Origin of the sequence: Caulobacter sp. KR2-114 (genome assembly GCF_049446115.1) — a bacterium.
In the GTDB taxonomy this organism is placed as follows: Bacteria; Pseudomonadota; Alphaproteobacteria; order Caulobacterales; family Caulobacteraceae; genus Acaudatibacter.
Genome location: NZ_JBMSEC010000002.1, coordinates 887,565 through 907,691, shown reverse-complemented (window position 1 = coordinate 907,691; position 20,127 = coordinate 887,565). Strand labels below are relative to the sequence as shown.

The following is a 20,127-nucleotide window of genomic DNA, read 5'->3' as shown; positions in this document are numbered from 1 at the left end:
TTCGACGTGGCGCCGGCTCGCGCCTTGGACTAGCGATGCCGATCAAACGCAAGTCTCGGGAAGGAAATCGACATGGATGTGGCGGGCAAGGTCATCGTCGTCACCGGTGGGGCGGACGGCATCGGCGCGGCGCTCTGCCGCCGCTTCGCCCAGGCCGGGGCGGCCAGGGTGGTGGTGGCCGACATCAACGGCGCAGGCGCGGCGGCGGTGGCGCAGGCGATCGGCGGCGAGGCCGTGACCCTGGACGTGCGCGACGGCGCGGCCATCGCCGCCCTGGTGGCCGACCTCGAGGCGCGGTTCGGCCGCATCGACCTGTTCTGCTCCAACGCCGGCGTCGGCGGCGGCGATCCCGACCGCAACAACGCCGCCTCGGCGACCGACGAGACCTGGCAGCGCGGCTGGGAGGTCAACGTCATGGCGCACGTGCACGCCGCGCGCGCGGTGATCCCCGGCATGCTGGCGCGGGGCGAGGGCTACATCCTGAACACCGTCTCGGCCGCCGGGCTGCTGTCGCAGATCGGCAGCGCCGTCTATTCGACGACCAAGCACGCGGCGATCGGCTTTGCCGAATCGCTGGCCATCGCCCACGGCGACGGCGGCGTCCGCGTCTCGGTGCTGTGCCCGCAGGGCGTCGACACCGCCATGCTGCGCGCCGGCGGCGGCGCGGCCCAGCCGCAGAACCTCGACGGCGTGCTGACCCCGGACCAGGTGGCCGACAGCGTGATCGAGGGGCTCGCGGCCGAGCACTTCCTGATCCTGCCGCACCCGATCGTCGAGACCTACATGCAGCGCAAGACCGCCGACTACGACCGCTGGCTGGGCGGCATGCGCCGCCTGCGCGCCCGGATGGCGGCGGCCGGGTAGGGGGGCGAGCCCTCAGATACGAAAAGGCCCGCCCGGTTTCCCGGGCGGGCCGACCCCCCCTTACATGCGAAAAGGCCCGCCCGGTTTCCCGGGCGGGCCTCCATCGTCGGGACCGCGAATCCTACCGGCGAACCGGCGCTCTTCGCGACCTAAAACCTTCGAGCGTCAAACGCTGTCAGGCGCGAACCTCAGTCTTGAGGCTCCAGGCCGCTTGGGACCACGGTTGGAGACAATGAGACACTGGATCACCTCCTTTCAGCTGTTGAACAGGACCCCCAATATGGGCCGCCTTTGCGAGAGTCGCAAACGTCAAGCGGCCGCAGGGGCGCCAAGGGGCGCTTTGCCTTGACATTGGGCAGGGGTCATGCGCCCTTCCGCGCCTCCAAAAACCGCAACTTTCTTGCTTAGAGACAGACCGATGCACGCCTATCGCACCCATACCTGCGGCGCCCTCCGGCTCGCGGACAAGGGCGCGAATGTTCGCGTCTCCGGCTGGATCCACCGCAAGCGCGACCACGGCGGACTGATGTTCGTCGACCTGCGCGACCACTATGGCCTGACCCAGCTGGTGTTCAGCCCGGAGACCCCCGGCTTCGCCACGGTCGAGCGCCTGCGCGCCGAGAGCGTGATCCAGGTGGACGGCGAGGTGGTGGCGCGCACGCCCGAGACCATCAACCCCAACCTGCCCACCGGCGAGATCGAGGTGCGCGTGCGCGAGGTCGCCGTGCTGTCCGAGGCCGCCGAGCTGCCGCTGCCGGTGTTCGGCGAGCCGGACTACCCGGAAGACATCCGCCTGAAGTACCGCTTCCTGGACCTGCGCCGCGAGAGCCTGCACCGCAACATCGTGCTGCGGGCCAAGGTGATCGAGTCGATCCGCCGCCGCATGGTCGGCGCCGGCTTCACCGAGTTCCAGACGCCGATCCTGACCGCCTCCAGCCCCGAAGGCGCGCGCGACTACCTGGTGCCCTCGCGGGTGCACCCGGGCAAGTTCTATGCGCTGCCGCAGGCGCCGCAGCAGTTCAAGCAGCTGCTGATGGTGGCCGGCTTCGACCGCTACTTCCAGATCGCCCCGTGCTTCCGCGACGAGGACGCCCGCGCCGACCGCTCGCCCGGCGAGTTCTACCAGCTCGATCTGGAAATGAGCTTCGCCACCCAGGAAGACGTGTTCTCGACCATGGAGCCGGTGCTGCACGGCCTGTTCGAGGAGTTCGCCGACGGCAAGCAGGTCACGCCCTATCCGTTCCCGCGCATCCCCTATCGGGACTCGATCAGGAAGTACGGCACCGACAAGCCCGACCTGCGCAACCCGCTGGTGATGCAGGACGTCTCCGAGGCGTTCCGCGGCGGCGGCTTCGGGGTGTTCGCGCGCATGCTGGAATCGCCGAAGAACGCGGTGTGGGCGCTGCCCGCGCCGGGCGGCGGCTCGCGCGCCTTCTGCGACCGGATGAATTCCTGGGCCCAGTCCGAGGGCCAGCCGGGCCTGGGCTATGTGTTCTGGCGCGAGGAGAACGGCGTCGAGGAAGCGGCCGGCCCGATCGCCCGCAACCTGGGCCCCGAGCGCACGCAAGCGATCCGCGACCAGCTGGGCCTGAAGGTCGGCGACGCGGCCTTCTTCATCGGCGGCGATCCGGCCAGCTTCTACAAGTTCGCCGGCCTGGCCCGCACCAAGGTCGGGACCGAGCTGAACCTGGTCGCCGAGGGGCGGTTCGACTTCTGCTGGATCGTCGATTTCCCGATGTACGAGTTCAACGACGAGACCAAGCAGATCGACTTCACGCACAACCCCTTCTCGATGCCGCAGGGCGAGCTGGAGGCGCTGAACACCAAGGATCCGCTCGATATCCTCGCCTACCAGTACGACATCGTCGTCAACGGCGTGGAGCTGTGCTCGGGCGGGGTGCGGAACTACCGCCCGGACATCCTGTTGCGCGCCTTCGAGATCGCCGGCTATCCGGCCGAAGAGGTTGAGCGCCAGTTCGCCGGCATGCTGAACGCCTTCCGCTATGGCGCCCCGCCGCACGCCGGCATGGCCCCGGGCGTGGACCGCATCGTCATGCTGCTGGCCGGCCAGCAGAACATCCGCGAGGTCATCGCCTTCCCGCTGAACCAGCAGGGACAGGACCTGATGATGAACGCCCCGTCGGAAGTGTCGGACAAGCAGCTGCGCGACCTGCACATCCGCCTGGCGCCGCCGATCAAATAGCGTCTTCCCTCCCCCTCGCGGGGAGGGTGGGGGAGTCAGACGCTTGCCTGGACCCCAAGACCACCGTTGTTTCGGCAAGTGTTCCCCACCCTGATCGCTGACGCGATCTTTCCCTCCCCATGAAGGGGAGGGCGGGCGCTGGGCGACGCTCAGCGGGGTGGCGCCGGCGGCGCGGGCGGGTGCGGCGGCGCGTGCATGATCACCACGCGCGGGCCCTTGCAGGCGTGGCCGCTGAGCCCCGAGGGCAGGCGGGTGGCGGCGTCGGTGCAGGCCTCGTCGAGCTGGCCCTGGGTCAGGCCGCGCGCGGTCGTCAGGTCGGCGCCGCCAAAGAACGCCCGCATCATGCTGGCGCCGCGGAAGTCGGCCCCCGCCAGCTGGGCGTTGGCGAAGTTGGACCCGGCCAGGGTGGCGTCCTTGAACGAGGCGTGGTCCAGGTCGCCGCCGGTGAAGTTCACCCCCAGCAGGCTGGCGTTGGCGAAGGACACGCTCCTGGCGTTCACCCCGGCGAAGCTGGCGCCCTGCATGTCGCTGGCGTCGAAGCGGGCGTGCGAGATGTTCGAATTCGAGAAGTTCGCGCCCTTGGCCTGCAGGCCGTCGAGGGTCGCCTCCTGGAAGTTGGCGGCCAGGAAGGTGGCGCCGGTCATCGAGGCGCCGCGCAGGTCGGCGCGGGTCAGGTCGGCGCCGGAGAAGTTCGAGCCGAAGAACGAGGCGCCGCGCAGGTCCGATCCCACCAGGGCGGCGCCGGCGAAGTTGGCGCCCATGAACCGCGCGCCGGTCAGCTTGCGGCCGGACAGCTCGCAGTTGGCGCACATGCCGCCGAACGAGACCATCCGCGGCACATCGCGATCTTCCTCAAGCGCGTAGGCCCGGCCCACGGCCATGACGGCCATCAGGCTGGAGAGGCTGAGGGCGAGGGTCAGTCGCGAGGTGAAGGACGAAATCGACAACGGCGGTATCCTGGCAGCAGTGTCCTCGTGGGACCTTAGTGCGGCCAAGCGCGCCCCGGCGCCACTTAAAACCTTGTAATAGCGGGGTCAGAGGCGCTGACCGCGCGGTCCTGGCGGCGCCCGCTAGCGCCATGCGCGCGGGCGTCTCCGGCCTCTCGCGTCAGTCGCAGCGGCGCAGGCGCAGGCCGCGCGGCAGCGTCGTGGCCTCGTCGCCGCAGGCGCCGCGCAGCTGGCCCTGGGTCAGGCCGACCGCATGGTCCATCTCGGCGCCGGAGAAGTTCACCCCGTCCAGGATCGCGCCGCGGAAGTCGGCCCCCTGCAGATAGGCGCCGACGAAGCTGGCGTTGGTCAGGTTGGCGCCGGCGAAGCTGGAGCCGGTGAAGACGCCGCCGTAGCCGTTGACGTCGCGCAGGTCGCCGCCGGCGAACGAGGTGCGGTTCATCACCGCCGCGCTCATGTCGGCCTGGCGCAGGCGGGCGCCGGAGAAGTTGCGGCCCTTGAGCTCCAGGTTGGCGAAGTCGGCCTGGAACAGGTTGCAGTGCGGGCACGAGGCGCCGTCGCGGGCGTGGGCGATCTGCCCCGCGTTCTGGGCGGCGGCGGGCAGGGCGCTGAGCAGCGCGGCGGCCGCGGCGAGGATGGCAAGCGGTTTCATTTCGGCACAGGCCTCGGCAAAATCGGTCGATCTGCCCCTACACCCGCAAGCTTAAGGCCAGATGAGCGAGCCGGCTCGCGCCAGGGTTCAGCGCTCCGCGTCGCCGGCCTTGGGCGCGCGCGCGCCGCAGGTCTCGCAGATCAGGCTCTGGCCCTTGCGGACCAGCGCCAGGTCGCCGCACGAGGGGCAGACGTCGGCGGTGGCCATCAGCGAGCCGCCGGGCTTGGCGCCGAACGGCAGGAACACCAGGTTGTCCGGCGCGGCGCCGCGGGAGAAGCCCTTGGAGATGTAGCGCGAGGCCGGCTGCGGAGCCGCCTCGGCGACCGGGTCCTCGCCCGTCTCGTCCGCCTTGCCCCGCCCCAGGCCGTCGGCGTTGAGCTCGTCCGGGTCGGCGTTGGCCAGGTCGCGGCGGTCCAGGTACGACACGCCCAGCTCGCGGAAGATGTAGTCCAGGATCGAGGTGGTCGAGCGGATCGAGTCGTTGCCGGTCACCGGTCCCGCCGGCTCGAAGCGGGTGAACACGAAGGCGTCGACGAACTCGTCCAGGGGCACGCCGTATTGCAGGCCGATGGAGATCGCCACGGCGAAGTTGTTCATCAGCGAGCGGAAGGCGGCGCCTTCCTTATGCATGTCGATGAAGATCTCGCCCAGTTCGCCGTCGTCGTACTCGCCGGTGTGCAGATAGACCTTGTGGCCGCCGACGCTGGCCTTCTGGATGTAGCCCTTGCGCCGGTCGGGCAGCTTGCGGCGCATCCGCTCCACCTCGACGATGCGCTCCACCACCCGCTCGGCCTGCGGCTCGGGCTCCGGCGCGGCGCGGGCGGGGCGCTCGGCCGCCGGTTCGGGGATCGCCAGGGTGAAATCCGCCGGGGCCTGCGCGCGGTCCAGCCGGATGGCGCGCACACCGGCGCTGGCCGCTTCGGCCTGTCGCGCCACCGCCTCGGCGACCGGGGCGTCGAACGCCAGCGGGATGGCCAGGGTCGCCGGGGCGCCCAGGAACGGCTCCAGCGCCAGGGTCATGGCGGTGCGCGCCGGCAGGCCGGTCTCGCCGGCGGTCAGGAACACGCCGCGGGCCTCGGCCGGCAGCGCGGCGGCCCGGGCCAGGGACCCGGCGCCGCAGGCGTGCGCCCGCGCCGCCTCGACCTCGGCGGCGGTGAAGCCGGCGAAGGCCAGGGTGTCGAACCCGGGCGCCAGGGCGGCTTCCTCCGGCGCGCCCAACACGTCGCAGACGAAACCGACGCCCACCACGGCCGGGGCGAAGGCCGCCTCCAGGGTCAGGCCCGCCGCCAGCGCGCTCTCGGCGGCGGCGATCTCGTGCTCGGTCAGACCCTTGGCCGCCAGGGCGACATGGTCGATGGCGGGGGCGTCGATCAGGGTGCGCCGGCCCAGCACGTGAGCGCGCGCCTCGGCGGCGTCGAGACCCAGCCGCTCCAGGCCCTGCAGCGCCGCTTCCGCCAGAACCGCCACGCAGTCGCCGTCAGCGGTCTCGGCGAACACCGCCGGCCCCATCCAGGGCGCCGCGCCCAGGGAGACGCCGCCCAGCTTCAGCGACAGGTCGGCATCGGCCCTGACCGCGGTGACCTGGACGTTGCGGGCGCCGGCCTTGGCCAGGGCCTTGCGGGCGGCCGTGTAAAGCGCCTTCGCCCGGGTGGCGGCGGCATCGGGCTTCAGCGGCGTGACGGCGGCGATCCGGGCGTCGAGCGCGGCGAGGTCGGCCTCGCCCGTGGCGCCGGCCGCGGCGGTCAGCTCGGCCGAGGCGGCCAGGGCGGCGGCGTCCACCAGCGCCTGCAGCGCCGCGGCGCGGGCGCGGCCGGCGTCGCTGTCGTAGGCCTGGCCCTCGGCCACCAGCCGTTCGGCCAGGCCCGCAGCGCCCAGGGCCAGGGGCCGGCGCTCGCGCCGACGCCAGGCGGCGGCGGGATCGGCGCAGAAGCCGGCCGAGACCTCGATGTCCAGCGCCACGGTCAGCAGCCGGGCGGCGGCCTCGATGTCCTCGGGCGTCTCCAGACGGGCCAGGTTCAGCGCGGCGGCGGGGGCGTCGCCGGCGCGGGCCAGGGCGACGGCTTCCTCGGAGCCGAACGCCAGCGTCAGCCGCCGTGAGCGCCATCCCAGGGCGGCGGCGCGAACCGCCGCGGCGTCGGCGCGCGCCACGGCGTCGCGATCGGCCCGCGCCAGCACCGCGGCGTCGGCGCCGTCCAGGGCGGTCTCGTGCGCCGCCAGGGCCATGGCGTCGGCGATCTCGGCGTCGCTGGCCCCGGACATGCGGGCGGCCAGGGCGGCGCGGGCCAGGGAAGGATTGGCGGCCGGATCGGCGCAGGCGGCCGGATCGCCCTCGCAGCGGGCGATGGCGTCGGCCACGGCGCGCAGGCGCTCGCGGACGATGCCCCGCTCGGCGGACGCCGCCAGTCCGAGGTCGCGCGCGGCCAGGTCGGCGATCGGCGCGGACGGCGCCTTGGCGCTGTCCTCGGCCAGGGGATGCATGCGCGCGCCGAAGGCCAGGCTGGCGCCGGGGGCGGCCATACCGAGGGCCGCCAGGGCGAACAGCTCCTCGGCGAAGGTCTCGGCGTCGGCCGGCCTGTCGAACAGCCCCAGCGCCCAGCCCCAGGCGGCCAGGCGATGCGCCCAGCGGTCCGGCCCTTCGGCCAGCAGGCCCTTGAACCGTCCGTTCGGCTTCAGGCGCTCGGGAAGGTCCGTCGTCGGATAGTCGGTGGGCAGGGTGTCGGCCCAGTCCAGCCACGCCTCGACCCGCGCGGTGGTCCAGGCGCGCGGCGCCAGGGTTTCCAGCAGCTCATGCGCGCGCTCGATCCAGCGCAGTTCGGCCTCGGGAAGGACCTGACCGCAGAACCGCTTCTGAAATCGCATGGGACTCGCTCCGGCGAACATCTGCCGGGTGACACGCTAGGCGCCATGACCGTTGGGAGCAACAGATGTTGCGGGTCTGAAGCCTGTCATCCACAACATATGGGGTGCGGTGCGGCGACGCAGGGGATTGGCGCCGCGCTGCCAATTTCTCCCGACGTTAAGCCAAAATTGCAAGCTGAGGGGGTAAGGGCGCCCCTGAGGTTCCCATGACGCGTATTGTCTTCCCCCCACTGGAGCAGCTTGACCTCGTCGCCCTCGACTCCCGCAAGCTGGGCGTCGGACGGCTGGCGGCGGCCTGCGTGGTGATCCTGCTGGTGCTGGCGATGTTCGGTCAGCGCGCGGCGGGGCTCTGGGGCGCCGGCGTGCTGGCGGCCGAGGGCTGGATGTGGCTGGCCACCGGCCCGCACGCTCGCGGGCGGCCTCTGACCCGATGGAACCGGCTGGGCTACATGGCCTCCGCCCTGAGCGGCTGCTCGGTCTGGCTGGCGCTGAGCGTCATGTTCTGGAACGCCGAGCCGCTCGGCGGGCGGTTCCTGGCCCTGCTGGTGTGGGCGGCGCTGCTGGCCAACGCGATCAGCTTCGCGTTCCGCTCACCCCTGGCGTTCGGCATGTTCACCGCGCCGGTGTGCGCGGTGATGGTGGCCAGCCCGCTGATCTGGCCGAAGTTCACCGGGCCGGTGCAACTCGCCACGGTGTTCGGCGTGTGCCTGTTCACCATCTATGCGGCGCTGTCGGGCGGCCGCAACATCAGCGCCGCGCGACTGCTGGCGCGGACCACGGCGGACCTGGAACGCGCCCGAGCCGCCGCGGAGGCCGCCAACGCCGCCAAGTCCGAATTCCTGGCGACGATGAGCCATGAGATCCGTACGCCGCTGAACGGGGTGATCGGCATGGCCCAGGCCATGGCGCGCGAGGACCTGCCGCAGATGCAGCGCGAGCGGCTGGCGGTGATCCGCCAGGGCGGCGAGACCCTGCTGCGCCTGCTGAACGACCTGCTGGACCTGTCGCGCATCGAGGCCGGCCGTCTGGAGCTGGAGGACGGCGTCATCGACATGGCCGCCGCCGCCCGCGACGCCCAGGACGCCTTCATGGCCCTGGCCGCAGACAAGGACATCCACTTCGTGCTCGACATCGCGCCGCAGGCGGCGGGCGCCTGGCGCGGCGACCCGACGCGGGTGCGGCAGATCCTGTTCAACCTGGTCTCCAACGCTGTGAAGTTCACCGCCCGCGGCGCCGTGCGCGTCGCCCTGGCGGTGGACGGCGCGGACGTGGTCGCCACGGTGGCCGACACCGGGCCGGGCATCCCCGCCGAGCGGCTGGGCGCCCTGTTCGAGAAGTTCGTGCAGGCCGACGCCTCCACCACCCGCCAGTACGGCGGCTCCGGACTGGGGCTGGCGATCTGCCGCGAGCTGGCGGAGCTGATGGGCGGCACGATCACGGCGGCGAGCGTGGGGGGCGAGGGCTCGACCTTCACCCTGCGCCTGCCGCTGCGCCGCGCCGAACGCGCCGCGCCGGCCGCGGTCGCCGCTCTGGCGCCGGCGGACGAGGCCGAGTGCGAAGGCTTGAAGGTGCTCGCCGCCGAGGACAATCCGATGAACCAGACCGTGCTGCGCACCCTGCTGGAGCAGCTCGGCGTCAGCCTGGAGATCGTCGGCGACGGCGCCGCGGCGGTGCGGGCGGCGGCCTGCGGCGGCTGGGACCTGATCCTGATGGACGTGCAGATGCCGGTGATGGACGGCCCCAGCGCCGCCCGCGCCATCCGCGCCGAGGAAGCGACGGCTGGCGCTCCCCGGGTCCCGATCCTGGCGCTGACCGCCAACGCCATGGCCCACCATCAGGCCGAATACGCCGCCGCCGGCATGGACGGCTTCGTCGCCAAGCCGATCCAGGTGAGCGAGCTGGTGGCGGCGATGGAGCGGGTGCTGGATGGGGGCGGGGAGGCTGGCGCGCGCGCCGTCAGGGCCGTCGGATCTTAGCTTGGTTCTTTTGACCACGAACCACACGAACCACACGAACACGTCCACTCGCACCGCTCACCCCGGCGAAGGCCCGGGCTCAGGCAAAAGCTTCCACTCATTGGATCGTGCGCCATACCCTGGGGGTCAGGCCTCCTGTCGCAGGCGAGTCATGCCTGGGCCTCCACCTTCGCCGGGCTGACCGGGATGGCGGGAGCGGAATCCGTTCGTGTGGTTCGTGTGGTTCGTGGTTCGAAGTGAGGGACGGCCTTACTGCCCCAGCCGCCAGCCGACCTCGTTGTTGAAGCGCTCGAAGAAGTCGGCGTCGTAGGCGTGCTCGGGGGCGCGGCGCACGGCGGCGTCGAGCTTCTGGGCGTCCTCGCCGACCAGGATGCGCCAGGTCTCGGCCTTCACCCCGTCGAGGATGATGGTCGCCGCCTGGGCGGCGCTGGTGGGGGCGTCGTCGTGGAAGCGGCGCGCGCGCTCGGCCGACAGGGCCTGGATCTGGTCGTCCGACATCGCCCCGACGTCCATGCCGAAGCGCTTGAGCATCTCGCGCGAGCGGGCCAGCTCCTCGCCCGACAGGGTGTCGCTGTCGTTGCCGGCCAGCACCTTGCGCGAGTTGGCGACGATGTCGGTGCCGATGTGGCCGGGCATCACCACCGAGCACTTCAGGTGCGGGGCATTGACCTTCAGGTCGTTGACCAGGGCCTCGGTGAAGCCCTTCACCGCGAACTTGGCGGCGCTGTAGGCGGTGTGCGGCACGTTCGGCCCGAGCGAGGCCCAGAAGCCGTTGACGCTGGAGGTGTTGACGATGTGGCCCTCGCTGGCCTTCAGCAGCATCGGCATGAAGGCGCGCACCCCGTAGTAGACCCCGTACCAGCAGACGTTGAACGTCCGCTCCCACTCGGCGCGGCTGGAGGCGATCATCGAGCCGCCGCCGCCGATGCCGGCGTTGTTGAACAACAGGTGGATGTGGTCGGTGTCCTGCGCTTGCGCGACCTCGTCGCGGAAGCGGTTCATCTGGTCCTCGATGGAGACGTCGGCCACGTGGGTGGTGATCTTCACCCCCTGGCGGGCGTCCTGCTGGCACAGGCGCTGGGTCTCGGCCATGTTGCCGGCGGAGACGTCGCACATGGCGACGCTCGCGCCCTCGGCGACCAGCTGGCGGGCCAGCTCGCGGCCCATGCCCGTGCCGCCCCCGGTGATGACGGCGATCTTGCCGGCGAAATCCTTCATGGCGCTTCCCTTGTCCCTGCGGAGCCCAGTGGGTCCCTGTGGTCTGCCGAAATTCGATGATCCGGTATGGCTCAACCCATAGCGGAGGGCGCCGCGCCGGTCATCCGCGACGTGGCGTAAAGCGTGCGGCGCATGGGCGATGCGGCGCCGGTTCGCTGGACGGGGAGGGGGCGGGGCGCCTATAAGCGCTCAGGCCTTTGTTTGGATTCTCGCGACTGTGCTGAAAGCCATCTTCACCTGGTGGAACGGCGCCACGATCGGCGCCAACAACCAAATCAAGAGCAGCAGCAATTTCGTGGGCGAGGACGACTTCGGCAATCGCTATTTCGAAGCGCGCACCGACAAGGGCAGCTACGACAAGGGCCGCAAGCGCCGCTACGTCATCTACAAGGGCTACGCCGACGCCTCCAAGGTGCCGGCCGAGTGGCATGGCTGGCTGCACCACACCTTCGCCGAGCCGCCGACCACCGCGCCGCTGACCCGCCGCGCGTGGGAAAAGGACCATCAGCCGAACCTGACGGGCACCATCTGGGCCTGGCGGCCCAAGGGGGCCATCGCCCGCGGCGGCGAACGCGCCAAGGCCACGGGGGACTACCAGCCGTGGACTCCGGAATAGCCGAGCGCCGGGCGGCGCGTCGCCGCCGCGCGGAGTTTTTCGCCGGGATCGCCGTGGCGTTCGCGGGGACCACCCTCGCGGTCTCCAGCCTGGTGTGGGCGCAGCAGCCGGCCGGCGGCGCGGCCGCGCCCGACGACAATCCCGCGCCCGCCGCCCCGACGGTGATCTCGCCGCCGGCGCCGGCCCCGAGCGCCGCGCCGGCCGCCTCCCCGGGCCTGCGCCCTGCCACCGACGCCACCGCGGACGACGCCGACAGCGTGGCCGCCAAGCCGCGAGCCTCGGCCAGCACCGCCGCGCCGGACAAGCCGCCGGAGCCGCCCAAGCCGCTGCGCAGCCCCGCCGCCATCCTGCAGGCGCTGGACAAGGTGACCGCCGAGACCATGCGCTTCGAGGCGCCGATCGGCCGGCGGATCCGCTACAAGAACCTGGTGTTCACGGTGAAGGCCTGCGAGACGACCGGCCTGGATGATCCGCAGCCGCAGGCGGCCGCCTACCTCGTCGTCGAGAGCCAGCCGCGGCCGGTCCCCGGCCACGAACCGCCGCCCACCAAGCAGGTCTACAAGGGCTGGATGTTCTCCACGGCCCCGGGGCTGCACCCCTTCGAGCACCCGGTCTACGACGCCTGGCTGATCGCCTGCAGCGCCTCCGTCCCGCCAGCGTAGAGGTTCATCTTCAGGAAGTCGGCGTGCTGGCCGACCGCGTCGCCCAGGCGTCGGCCGTATTCGGCGCGGGAGATCTCCACCGCCCCCAGCCCGGCCAGATGGTCGGTGATGAACTGGGCGTCGAGCAGCCGGTAGCCGCCGACCTTCAGCCTGGCCACCAGATGCGTCAGGGCCACCTTGCTGGCGTCCCGCTCCAGGCTGAACATGCTCTCGCCGAAGAAGGCCGCGCCCACCGAGATGCCGTAGAGCCCGCCCACCAGGCGTCCGTCGCGCCAGGCCTCGACGCTGTGCGCCTTGCCGCGGTCGAACAGTTCCAGGCACAGGCTCTGGATCGGCCCGTTGATCCAGGTCTCCATGCGCCCCGGCCGCGCGGCGGCGCACAGGTCGATCACCTCGCAGAAGGCGGTGTCGACGCGCACGTCGAAGCGTCCCGAGCGGACCGTGCGCTGCAGGCGCCGCGGGCAGTGGAACCCATCAAGGGGGATGATCCCTCGGCGCGCGGGATCGACCAGGAACACCCGGTCATCATGGCGCGCATCAGCCATCGGGAACACGCCGCGACGGTAGCAGGCGATCAGATCGTCGGCCGAAAACCCGTCCAAGACCCCCCCAAGCCGTTCGGCGAAGGGATCATCCCTGCGCCGCGATCCAATGCTCAAGCCAGTGGATGTTGTAACGCCCTTCCAGAATATCCGGATCCACCAGAAGATCCTGGAACAGCGGAATGGTGGTCTCGATGCCTCCGACCACCATTTCATCCAGACACCGCTTCAGCCGGGCTATGCATTCCACACGATCGCGGCCGTGTACAATGAGCTTGCCGGCGAGGCTGTCGTAGTCGGGCGGGATCGCGTAGCCGGCGTAGATCGCCGAATCCAGCCGCACGCCCAGGCCGCCGGGGGCGTGGAAGTCGGTGATCAGCCCCGGCGAGGGGGTGAAGGTGCGCGGGTTCTCGGCGTTGATCCGGCACTCGATGGCGTGGCCCTCGAAGACGATGTCCTCCTGGCGGAAGGACAGCGGCATGCCGGCGGCGATGCGAATCTGCTCGCGCACCAGGTCGATGCCGGTGATCGCCTCGGTGACCGGGTGCTCCACCTGCAGGCGGGTGTTCATCTCGATGAAGAAGAACTCGCCGTTCTCGTACAGGAACTCGATGGTGCCGACGCCCAGGTAGCCGATGGCCTTGATGGCGTCGACCACCACCTTGCCGATCTTCTCGCGGGCGGCCGCGTCGATGGCCGGGGAGGGCGCCTCCTCCAGCACCTTCTGGTGGCGGCGCTGCAGCGAGCAGTCGCGTTCGCCCAGGTGGCAGACGTTGCCGAAGGCGTCGGCGATCACCTGCAGCTCGATGTGCCGGGGCGTGGAGAGATAGCGCTCCATGTAGACCGCGTCGTCGCCGAACGCGGCCTTGGCCTCGGCCCGGGCGGTGGCGACCGCCTCGGCCAGGTCCTCGCGGCTCTTGGCCACCTTCATGCCGCGCCCGCCGCCGCCGGCGGCGGCCTTGATCAGCACGGGAAAGCCGATCTCCTCGGCGGCGGCCATGGCCTCGGCCTCGGTCTCCAGCGCGCCGTCGGAGCCGGGCACCACCGGGATGCCGGCCGCCTTCACCGCCTGCTTGGCCGAGATCTTGTCGCCCATGATGCGGATGTGCTCTGGCTTGGGCCCGATGAAGGTGTAGCCGTGCGCCGCGACGATCTCGGCGAAGCGGGCGTTCTCCGACAGGAAGCCGTAGCCGGGATGGATCGCCTGCGCCCCGGTGATCTCGCAGGCGGCGATGATCGAGGGGATGTTGAGATAGCTCTTGGACGCCGGAGCCGGGCCGATGCAGACGCTCTCGTCGGCGAGCCGCACGTGCATGGCCGACAGGTCGCGCTCGGAGTGCACGGCCACGGTGGAGATGCCCATCTCCTTGCAGGCCCGGTGGACCCGCAGCGCGATCTCGCCCCGGTTGGCGATGAGGATCTTGTCGAACACGGGCTAGCCGATCACCACCAGAGGCTCGCCGAACTCGACGGGCTGGGAATCGGTCACCAGGTACTCCACCAGCACGCCGGCCTTGGGCGCGGCGATCGGGTTCATGGTCTTCATCGCCTCGATGATCATCAGCGTCTGGCCGGCCTCGACGCGGTCGCCGACCTTGGCGAAGGGCGAAGCGCCCGGGGACGGCTGCAGGTAGACGGTGCCGACCATCGGCGACTTCACCACCTCGCCCGCGGGCAGGGCCGCTTCGGTGGCGGCGGCCGGCGCGGCGGCGGGGGCTGCGGGCGCGGGCGCCGGCGCGGCGGCCAGCGGCGGCGGGGCGGCGTAGACCGCCGCCGGGGCGGCGATGGTGCGGGCGACGCGGATCTTCAGCTCGCCGCGCTCGACCTCGATCTCCGACAGGTTGGTGTCGTTCAGGATGTCGGCCAGCTTGCGCACCAGACGTGCGTCGATGGGTTCGGCGGGCGCCTTGGGAGTAGCCATGTACAGATAACCTTCTTGCTGGGCCCGGGTTCAGATGTCGGAGGTGATGTCGGGTGTTCAGGCGGCGGCGAGGCCGCACGCCGCCTCGACGGCCAGTTCATAGCTCGCCCCGCCGAACCCGGAGACCATGCCGGCCGCGACGAGCGAAACGTAGGTCGAGCGGCGGAAGTCCTCCCTCGCGGCCGGATTCGACAGGTGACACTCGACGACCGGTATAGACAGAGTCTTCAGGGCGTCCAGCAGGGCCACGGAGGTGTGACCGTAGCCGGCGGGGTTGATCACCACCGCCGCCCCCTCGGTGCGGGCCTCCTGCACCCAGTCGATCAGCTGGCCTTCGTGATTGCTCTGCCGGAACACCACCTGACGGCCGAACGCCGCCGCGCGCGCCTCACAGAGGACACGGACGTCGTCCAGGGTCTGGCGGCCGTAAATCTCGGGCTCGCGGACCCCCAGCAGGTTGAGGTTGGGCCCGCTCAGCACATAGATCGGTTTCGACATTCAGCTCCGCCGCCCGGTTCGCGCGTCTTGTATCGTCCGGCGCTCGGGCTCACAAGGCGGGCGACGACAGCTTGAGGAGCGGACGGCCAGGACCATGCGGCTGACGGTGAACGGCGAGGAACGCAGCTTCGAGGCCGTCGGCGTGATCGCCGACCTCGTGGCCAGTCTCGGCCTGGACGCGCGCAAGGTGGCGGTCGAGCGCAACCTGGAAATTGTTCCGCGCTCGGCCTATGGCGCCACGCCCCTGGCCGACGGCGACCGGATCGAGATCGTGCACTTTATCGGAGGCGGCTGATGGACGGATCGCAGATGGCGGACGAGGACACCTGGACGGTCGCCGGCCGCACCTTTCGCTCGCGCCTGATCGTCGGCACGGGCAAGTACAAGGACTACGCGCTGAACGCCGCCGCCGCCGAGGCCGCGGGCGCGGACATCGTCACCGTGGCCCTGCGCCGGGTGAACCTGTCGGACCCCAGCCAGCCGATGCTGGTCGACCACGTGAAGCCCGACCGCTTCACCTACCTGCCCAACACCGCCGGCTGCTTCACCGGCGAGGACGCCGTGCGCACCCTGCGCCTGGCGCGCGAGGCGGGCGGCTGGGACCTGGTCAAGCTGGAGGTGCTGTCGAACACCAGGCACCTGCTGCCCGACATGGAGGAAACGCTGCGGGCGCTGAAGATGCTGGTGGCGGAGGGCTTCTCGGTGATGGTCTACACCACCGACGACCCGGTCTACTGCCAGAAGCTGGAGGAGGCCGGGGCCGCGGCGATCATGCCGGCCGCCGCGCCGATCGGCTCGGGCCTGGGCATCCAGAACCGCGTCAACATCCGTCTGATCATCGAACAGTCCAAGGTGCCGGTGCTGGTCGACGCCGGCGTGGGCACGGCCTCCGACGCGGTGATCGCCATGGAGCTGGGCTGCGACGCTGTGTTGATGAACACGGCCATCGCCGAGGCCCGCGATCCGATCCGCATGGCCCGGGCCATGAAGCACGCGGTAATCGCCGGCCGCGAGGCCTACCTGGCCGGCCGCATGCCGCGCCGCCTCTACGCGGACCCGTCGTCGCCGCTGGCGGGGCTGATCTAGGCGGCAGGCCGCGTCGCACGGCGAGGCCACGCCAACAGCAACACACCGTCATCCTCGGGCGTAAGTCCCGAGGATCCATGAACACGTGAGTTGAGGTCGCGAGCGGCAGCGGAGCGACGCAGTGTGCTGTCGGCGAAAGCACGCGGCAACCGCTGCGCCGTGGCGCGCCCTGCGAAGCGCGCCAATCGCTCTCACGTGCGCATGGATCCTCGGGACTTACGCCCGAGGATGACGGCAAGAGGTGAAGCAGGCGGGGACCCGCGCCAGCCCCAACAGCCGTCCGAGGCTGAAAACGTTCTAGCAACGGCGCTGGCGTCGGGCTTGACCTTGGGCCATGCGGGGCGTCGGATCGCGCCCAGAGTGCTGCGTAGGAGGACCCCATGGCCCAGGACGACGACATCGAGGGCATCAGCACCTACGAGGGCCCGGCCGGCGGGTGGGGCGCGCTGCAGGCGGTGGCGGTGGCGCTGAAGGAGCAGATCCAGGCGCCGGGCAACGCCCGCGCCCTGCTGCAGATGAACCAGCCGCACGGCTTCGACTGCCCCGGCTGCGCCTGGCCGGACCCCAAGCACACCTCGTCGTTCGAGTTCTGCGAGAACGGGGCCAAGGCGGTGACCTGGGAGGCGACCGCCAAGCGCGCTTCGCCGGACTTCTTCGCCCAGCACACCGTGTCGGAACTGTGGGACTGGACCGACCACGCTCTGGAGGGCGCCGGGCGGCTGACCCACCCGATGGCCTACGACAAGGCCAGCGACCGCTTCGTCGAGGTCGCCTGGGACGAGGCCTTCGCCCGCATCGGCCGCAAGCTGTCCGCCCTGCGCGCCCAGGACCCCGACAGCGTCGAGTTCTATACCTCCGGCCGCGCCTCCAACGAGGCGGCATTCCTCTACCAGACCTTCGTGCGTGAGTTCGGCACCAACAATTTCCCCGACTGTTCGAACATGTGCCACGAGGCCACCAGCGTCGGGCTGCCGGTGTCGATCGGCGTCGGCAAGGGCACGGTCACGCTGGAAGACTTCGACGCCTGCGACGCCATCTTCTGCATCGGCCACAACCCCGGCACCAACCATCCGCGCATGCTGACGACCCTGCGGGCGGCGTCGAAGCGGGGCGTGCCGATCGTGGTGTTCAACCCGCTGCGCGAGCGCGGACTGGAGCGGTTCGCCGCGCCGCAGGACCCGGTGGAGATGCTGACCCTCGGTTCCACCCCGCTGGCCTCGGCCTATTACAAGGTCAAGGTGGGCGGCGACATCGCCGCGCTGAAGGGGATGATGAAGGTGCTGCTCGAGGCCGACGCCGAGGATCGGGCGGCGGGCGGCGCCGGGGTGCTGGACCACGGCTTCATCGCCGACCACACCCAGGGCGTCGACGCCCTCATCGCCGACCTGGAGACCGTCTCCTGGGACGCCATCGAGCGCGCCAGCGGCCTGTCGCGCGGCGACATCACCGCCGCGGCCAGGGTCTACGGCGCCGCCAAGAGCGTGATCGTCTGCTACGGCATGGGCATCACCCAGCACCGGCACGGCGTCGCCAACGTGCAGCAGATCGCCAACCTGCTGCTGCTGCGCGGCAACATGGGCCGGTCGGGCGCCGGCATCTGCCCGCTGCGCGGCCACTCCAACGTGCAGGGCGACCGCACCGTCGGCATCACCGAGATCCCCAGCGAGGCGCTGTCCTCGGCGATGGAGAAGGTGTTCGGCTTCACCGCGCCGCGCAAGCACGGCCACAACGCGGTCGAGGCGATCATGGCCATCCGCGACGGCCGCTCCAAGGCGATCGTCAGCCTGGGCGGCAACCTGGCGGTGGCGATGTCCGATCCTGAGGCGGTGTTCCCCGCCATGCGCGGCCTGGAAATGGCGGTGCATATCGCCACCAAGCCCAACCGCTCGCACCTGCTGCTGGCCACCGAGGAGTCGATCATCCTGCCCTGCCTGGGGCGCACCGAGGTCGACGAACAGGCCGGCGGGCCGCAGGCGGTGACGGTGGAGGACTCCATGTCGATGGTCCACGCCTCGCGCGGCGGCCTGAAGCCGGCCTCCGACCAGCTGCGCTCGGAGCCGGCCATCGTCGCCGGCATCGCCATGGCGACGATCGCCGACAGCAAGGTCGACTGGCCGCACCTGGTGGCCGACTACGGCCGCATCCGCGAGAAGATCGCCGAGGTGTTCCCCGACTTCCACGACTTCAACGACCGCGTGGCGAGGCCTGGCGGCTTCCGCCTCACGGTCGGCGCCTCCAACCGGGTGTGGAACACGCCCTCGGGCAAGGCGCAGTTCCTGACCTATCCCGGCCTGAAGGAGGATCCGGACGCCGCCGGCGGGCCGGTGCTGATCCTGACCACGGTGCGCAGCCACGACCAGTACAACACCACCATCTACGGCCTGGACGACCGCTATCGCGGCGTCACCGGCCGGCGCGACGTGATCTTCTTCAACGCCCACGATCTGCAGGCCGCGGGGCTGGCGCACGGCGACGTGGTCGACGTCGAGACCGTGCCGGAGCGGCCGGGCGAGCCGGTGCGGGCCCTGCGCGGCTACACCGCCGTGGCCTACGAGATCGCCCGCGGTTCGGCCGCGGCCTACTACCCAGAGGCCAATGTGCTGGTGGCCCTGGAACAGTACGACACCGTCAGCGGCACCCCGTCCTACAAGTCGGCGCCGGTGACCGTGCGGCGCTCGTCCGCGGCCGCATGAGCCCGCGCGCCGCCCTGTCCGCCGCCGGGGAGCGTGCGCCGCCGCCGGCCAGCCGGGCCGCGCCACGCGTCGGCGTCCGCCATGGCGAGCCGGTGTCCGGCGTGCGGGTGCTGGCCGAGGAGGCCGCCATCGCCTTCACCTACGACTTCACCAGCCAGGCGGTGATGATGGCGACGCCGCGCGACCTGGAGGACTTCGCCGTGGGCTTCTCGCTCAGCGAGGGGCTGATCGGCGACGCCGAGGAGATCGAGAGCCTGGAGATCGCCGTCCAGCCCCTGGGCGTCGATCTGCGCATCGGCCTGTCGGCGGCGCGGCGGGAAGCCTTCGTCGCCCGGCGCCGGCACATGGCCGGTCCCGCCGGCTGCGGCCTGTGCGGCGTCGAAAGCCTGGCCGAGGCGCGCCGGGCGCTGCCGCGGGTGGCGGCCGAGCCACGCTTCACCGCCGCGCAGGTGGCCGAGGCGCTGGCGACGCTGGCGCCGGCGCAAGTGCTGAACGCCGAGACGCGCGCCGTGCACGCCGCCGGCTTCTGGCGGCCGGGGCTGGGTCTGGTCGCCCTGCGCGAGGACGTCGGCCGGCACAACGCCCTCGACAAGCTGATCGGCGCCCTGGCCCGCGCCGGAGAGCGCGGGCGCCCGGCGATTGGCGAGGGCCTGCTGATGCTGACCAGCCGGGTCTCCATCGAGCTGGTGCAGAAGGCGGCGATGATCGGCGCGCCGGTGCTGGTCGCCGTCTCGGCCCCCAGCGCCCTGGCTGTCGAGGCGGCCGACCAGGCCAACATCACCCTGGCCGCCATCGCCCGGGCCGACGGCTTCGAGGTCTTCACCCATCCCCACCGGCTCGCGCTATAGGGCGCGCATGAACGAGACCGATCTGTTCGCCTTCGAGGCTGACTTCGTCGACACCCTGCGCTGCGTGCCGATGGCGGTGCGCTTCAAGCTGGACCTCGCCGGGGTGAAGCTGACCCTGCGCCAGTGGAGCCGGCTGACGCCGGAGGACCGGTTCGAGCGGCTGATGGCCCCCTGCGCCACCCCCGCCGAGGTCGGGGCGTATCGCGCCGCCCTCCAGGCGCTGGTGGCCGAACGCAGCGGCGAGACGGCCAGGGACCTGCCGCCCGGCGTGACCGTCGCCTGGCAGGCCATGGCGCGCACCCCCGATCAGGTGATCGGCTTCGCGCGGCAGGCGGGCGTCGCGCCGCCCTCCGACACCGTCTGGGCCGGGCTCACCGACCTGCAGCGGTTCGTGCTGCTGAAGCTGTCGCGCGACAACCACGACAACGTCAACTTCGTCCCGGCCATGCGCGAGTTCGGTCTGGTATCGTGATGGTACATCCCTCCCCATAAGGGGCTCGCGAGTTCACAACTCCCTTCTCCCCTTGCGGGAGAAGGTGTCT

Annotated in this window: 18 protein-coding genes; 10 read left to right on the top strand and 8 right to left on the bottom strand. The window is 71.2% G+C overall.

The annotated features are described in order from the left end of the window. The first annotated feature begins 72 nt into the window (after positions 1-72). Both ACO2Q3_RS10500 and aspS read left to right on the top strand, forming a co-directional pair. The gene (locus ACO2Q3_RS10500) at positions 73-864 is read left to right on the top strand and encodes an SDR family oxidoreductase (protein WP_423306516.1); all 792 of its coding nucleotides are present in this window, start codon (positions 73-75) and stop codon (positions 862-864) included. Between the two features lie 418 nt (positions 865-1,282). After that, a complete protein-coding gene (gene aspS, locus ACO2Q3_RS10495; protein WP_423306515.1) occupies positions 1,283-3,067 on the top strand; it encodes an aspartate--tRNA ligase in 1,785 nt (594 codons plus the stop codon). A gap of 149 nt (positions 3,068-3,216) precedes the next feature. On the opposite strand, the gene ACO2Q3_RS10490 is transcribed toward aspS, so the two are convergent. The 3 genes from ACO2Q3_RS10490 to ACO2Q3_RS10480 all read right to left on the bottom strand — a co-directional run bounded on the left by ACO2Q3_RS10490 (position 3,217) and on the right by ACO2Q3_RS10480 (position 7,525). Then, positions 3,217-4,014 (bottom strand): pentapeptide repeat-containing protein, encoded by a 798-nt coding sequence (locus ACO2Q3_RS10490; RefSeq protein WP_423306514.1) that lies wholly within the window; start codon positions 4,012-4,014, stop codon positions 3,217-3,219. Between the two features lie 160 nt (positions 4,015-4,174). Next, the gene (locus tag ACO2Q3_RS10485; RefSeq protein WP_423306513.1) at positions 4,175-4,666 is read right to left on the bottom strand and encodes a pentapeptide repeat-containing protein; all 492 of its coding nucleotides are present in this window, start codon (positions 4,664-4,666) and stop codon (positions 4,175-4,177) included. Positions 4,667-4,753: 87 nt separating this feature from the next. Further along, positions 4,754-7,525, bottom strand: a complete 2,772-nt coding sequence (locus tag ACO2Q3_RS10480) for a ribonucleotide reductase (RefSeq protein ID WP_423306512.1) — start codon at positions 7,523-7,525, stop codon at positions 4,754-4,756. 206 nt (positions 7,526-7,731) lie between these two features. On the opposite strand from ACO2Q3_RS10480, the gene ACO2Q3_RS10475 reads away from it, so the two are divergent. Next, complete coding sequence (locus ACO2Q3_RS10475) at positions 7,732-9,501, top strand: ATP-binding protein (protein ID WP_423306511.1); 1,770 nt, start codon at positions 7,732-7,734, stop codon at positions 9,499-9,501. Between the two features lie 249 nt (positions 9,502-9,750). On the opposite strand, the gene ACO2Q3_RS10470 is transcribed toward ACO2Q3_RS10475, so the two are convergent. Next, the gene (locus ACO2Q3_RS10470; protein WP_423306510.1) at positions 9,751-10,719 is read right to left on the bottom strand and encodes an SDR family NAD(P)-dependent oxidoreductase; all 969 of its coding nucleotides are present in this window, start codon (positions 10,717-10,719) and stop codon (positions 9,751-9,753) included. Between the two features lie 217 nt (positions 10,720-10,936). Between ACO2Q3_RS10470 and ACO2Q3_RS10465 the strand changes: the two genes are divergently transcribed. Beyond that, positions 10,937-11,335 carry an NADH:ubiquinone oxidoreductase subunit NDUFA12 gene (locus ACO2Q3_RS10465; protein WP_423306509.1) on the top strand — a complete coding sequence of 133 codons (399 nt, stop codon included), beginning with the start codon at positions 10,937-10,939 and terminating at the stop codon, positions 11,333-11,335. Next, the gene (locus tag ACO2Q3_RS10460; RefSeq protein WP_423306508.1) at positions 11,320-11,997 is read left to right on the top strand and encodes a DUF2155 domain-containing protein; all 678 of its coding nucleotides are present in this window, start codon (positions 11,320-11,322) and stop codon (positions 11,995-11,997) included. Before ACO2Q3_RS10465 ends, ACO2Q3_RS10460 begins: the two co-directional genes overlap by 16 nt. On the opposite strand, the gene aat is transcribed toward ACO2Q3_RS10460, so the two are convergent. The 4 genes from aat to ACO2Q3_RS10440 form a co-directional block, all read right to left on the bottom strand. Further along, on the bottom strand, positions 11,949-12,542 hold the full coding sequence (gene aat, locus ACO2Q3_RS10455; RefSeq protein WP_423306937.1) for a leucyl/phenylalanyl-tRNA--protein transferase: 594 nt from the start codon (positions 12,540-12,542) through the stop codon (positions 11,949-11,951). The genes ACO2Q3_RS10460 and aat overlap by 49 nt on opposite strands. Before the next feature lie 85 nt (positions 12,543-12,627). Then, positions 12,628-13,971 carry an acetyl-CoA carboxylase biotin carboxylase subunit gene (gene accC, locus ACO2Q3_RS10450; protein ID WP_423306507.1) on the bottom strand — a complete coding sequence of 448 codons (1,344 nt, stop codon included), beginning with the start codon at positions 13,969-13,971 and terminating at the stop codon, positions 12,628-12,630. A gap of 3 nt (positions 13,972-13,974) precedes the next feature. Then, positions 13,975-14,460: an acetyl-CoA carboxylase biotin carboxyl carrier protein gene (gene accB / locus ACO2Q3_RS10445; RefSeq protein ID WP_423306506.1), complete on the bottom strand. Its 486-nt coding sequence runs from the start codon at positions 14,458-14,460 to the stop codon at positions 13,975-13,977. A 57-nt stretch (positions 14,461-14,517) separates the two neighbouring features. Continuing rightward, positions 14,518-14,958, bottom strand: a complete 441-nt coding sequence (locus ACO2Q3_RS10440; protein WP_423306505.1) for a type II 3-dehydroquinate dehydratase — start codon at positions 14,956-14,958, stop codon at positions 14,518-14,520. A gap of 94 nt (positions 14,959-15,052) precedes the next feature. On the opposite strand from ACO2Q3_RS10440, the gene thiS reads away from it, so the two are divergent. The 5 genes from thiS to ACO2Q3_RS10415 all read left to right on the top strand — a co-directional run bounded on the left by thiS (position 15,053) and on the right by ACO2Q3_RS10415 (position 20,057). Then, positions 15,053-15,253, top strand: a complete 201-nt coding sequence (gene thiS, locus ACO2Q3_RS10435) for a sulfur carrier protein ThiS (protein ID WP_423306504.1) — start codon at positions 15,053-15,055, stop codon at positions 15,251-15,253. Next, the gene (locus tag ACO2Q3_RS10430; RefSeq protein WP_423306503.1) at positions 15,253-16,044 is read left to right on the top strand and encodes a thiazole synthase; all 792 of its coding nucleotides are present in this window, start codon (positions 15,253-15,255) and stop codon (positions 16,042-16,044) included. The genes thiS and ACO2Q3_RS10430 overlap by 1 nt, the downstream gene beginning before the upstream one ends. 380 nt (positions 16,045-16,424) lie before the next feature. Next, complete coding sequence (locus ACO2Q3_RS10425) at positions 16,425-18,737, top strand: FdhF/YdeP family oxidoreductase (RefSeq protein WP_423306502.1); 2,313 nt, start codon at positions 16,425-16,427, stop codon at positions 18,735-18,737. Next, positions 18,734-19,585: a formate dehydrogenase accessory sulfurtransferase FdhD gene (gene fdhD, locus ACO2Q3_RS10420; protein WP_423306501.1), complete on the top strand. Its 852-nt coding sequence runs from the start codon at positions 18,734-18,736 to the stop codon at positions 19,583-19,585. The genes ACO2Q3_RS10425 and fdhD overlap by 4 nt, the downstream gene beginning before the upstream one ends. A 7-nt stretch (positions 19,586-19,592) precedes the next feature. Beyond that, entirely contained in the window at positions 19,593-20,057 is a 465-nt protein-coding gene (locus ACO2Q3_RS10415) for a nitrate reductase associated protein (RefSeq protein WP_423306500.1), read from the top strand. Positions 20,058-20,127: the final 70 nt, after the last annotated feature.

What these genes read in the sequence shown, in the direction of transcription:
- ACO2Q3_RS10480 (WP_423306512.1), bottom strand. Translation starts at nt 7,525, where the DNA reads ATGCGATTTCAGAAGCGGTTCTGCGGTCAGGTCCTTCCCGAGGCCGAA.
- ACO2Q3_RS10425 (WP_423306502.1), top strand. Translation starts at nt 16,425, where the DNA reads ATGGCCCAGGACGACGACATCGAGGGCATCAGCACCTACGAGGGCCCG.
- ACO2Q3_RS10440 (WP_423306505.1), bottom strand. Translation starts at nt 14,958, where the DNA reads ATGTCGAAACCGATCTATGTGCTGAGCGGGCCCAACCTCAACCTGCTG.
- ACO2Q3_RS10500 (WP_423306516.1), top strand. Translation starts at nt 73, where the DNA reads ATGGATGTGGCGGGCAAGGTCATCGTCGTCACCGGTGGGGCGGACGGC.
- ACO2Q3_RS10485 (WP_423306513.1), bottom strand. Translation starts at nt 4,666, where the DNA reads ATGAAACCGCTTGCCATCCTCGCCGCGGCCGCCGCGCTGCTCAGCGCC.
- ACO2Q3_RS10430 (WP_423306503.1), top strand. Translation starts at nt 15,253, where the DNA reads ATGGACGGATCGCAGATGGCGGACGAGGACACCTGGACGGTCGCCGGC.
- fdhD (WP_423306501.1), top strand. Translation starts at nt 18,734, where the DNA reads ATGAGCCCGCGCGCCGCCCTGTCCGCCGCCGGGGAGCGTGCGCCGCCG.
- ACO2Q3_RS10470 (WP_423306510.1), bottom strand. Translation starts at nt 10,719, where the DNA reads ATGAAGGATTTCGCCGGCAAGATCGCCGTCATCACCGGGGGCGGCACG.
- aat (WP_423306937.1), bottom strand. Translation starts at nt 12,542, where the DNA reads ATGGCTGATGCGCGCCATGATGACCGGGTGTTCCTGGTCGATCCCGCG.
- ACO2Q3_RS10475 (WP_423306511.1), top strand. Translation starts at nt 7,732, where the DNA reads ATGACGCGTATTGTCTTCCCCCCACTGGAGCAGCTTGACCTCGTCGCC.
- thiS (WP_423306504.1), top strand. Translation starts at nt 15,053, where the DNA reads ATGCGGCTGACGGTGAACGGCGAGGAACGCAGCTTCGAGGCCGTCGGC.
- accB (WP_423306506.1), bottom strand. Translation starts at nt 14,460, where the DNA reads ATGGCTACTCCCAAGGCGCCCGCCGAACCCATCGACGCACGTCTGGTG.
- ACO2Q3_RS10415 (WP_423306500.1), top strand. Translation starts at nt 19,593, where the DNA reads ATGAACGAGACCGATCTGTTCGCCTTCGAGGCTGACTTCGTCGACACC.
- aspS (WP_423306515.1), top strand. Translation starts at nt 1,283, where the DNA reads ATGCACGCCTATCGCACCCATACCTGCGGCGCCCTCCGGCTCGCGGAC.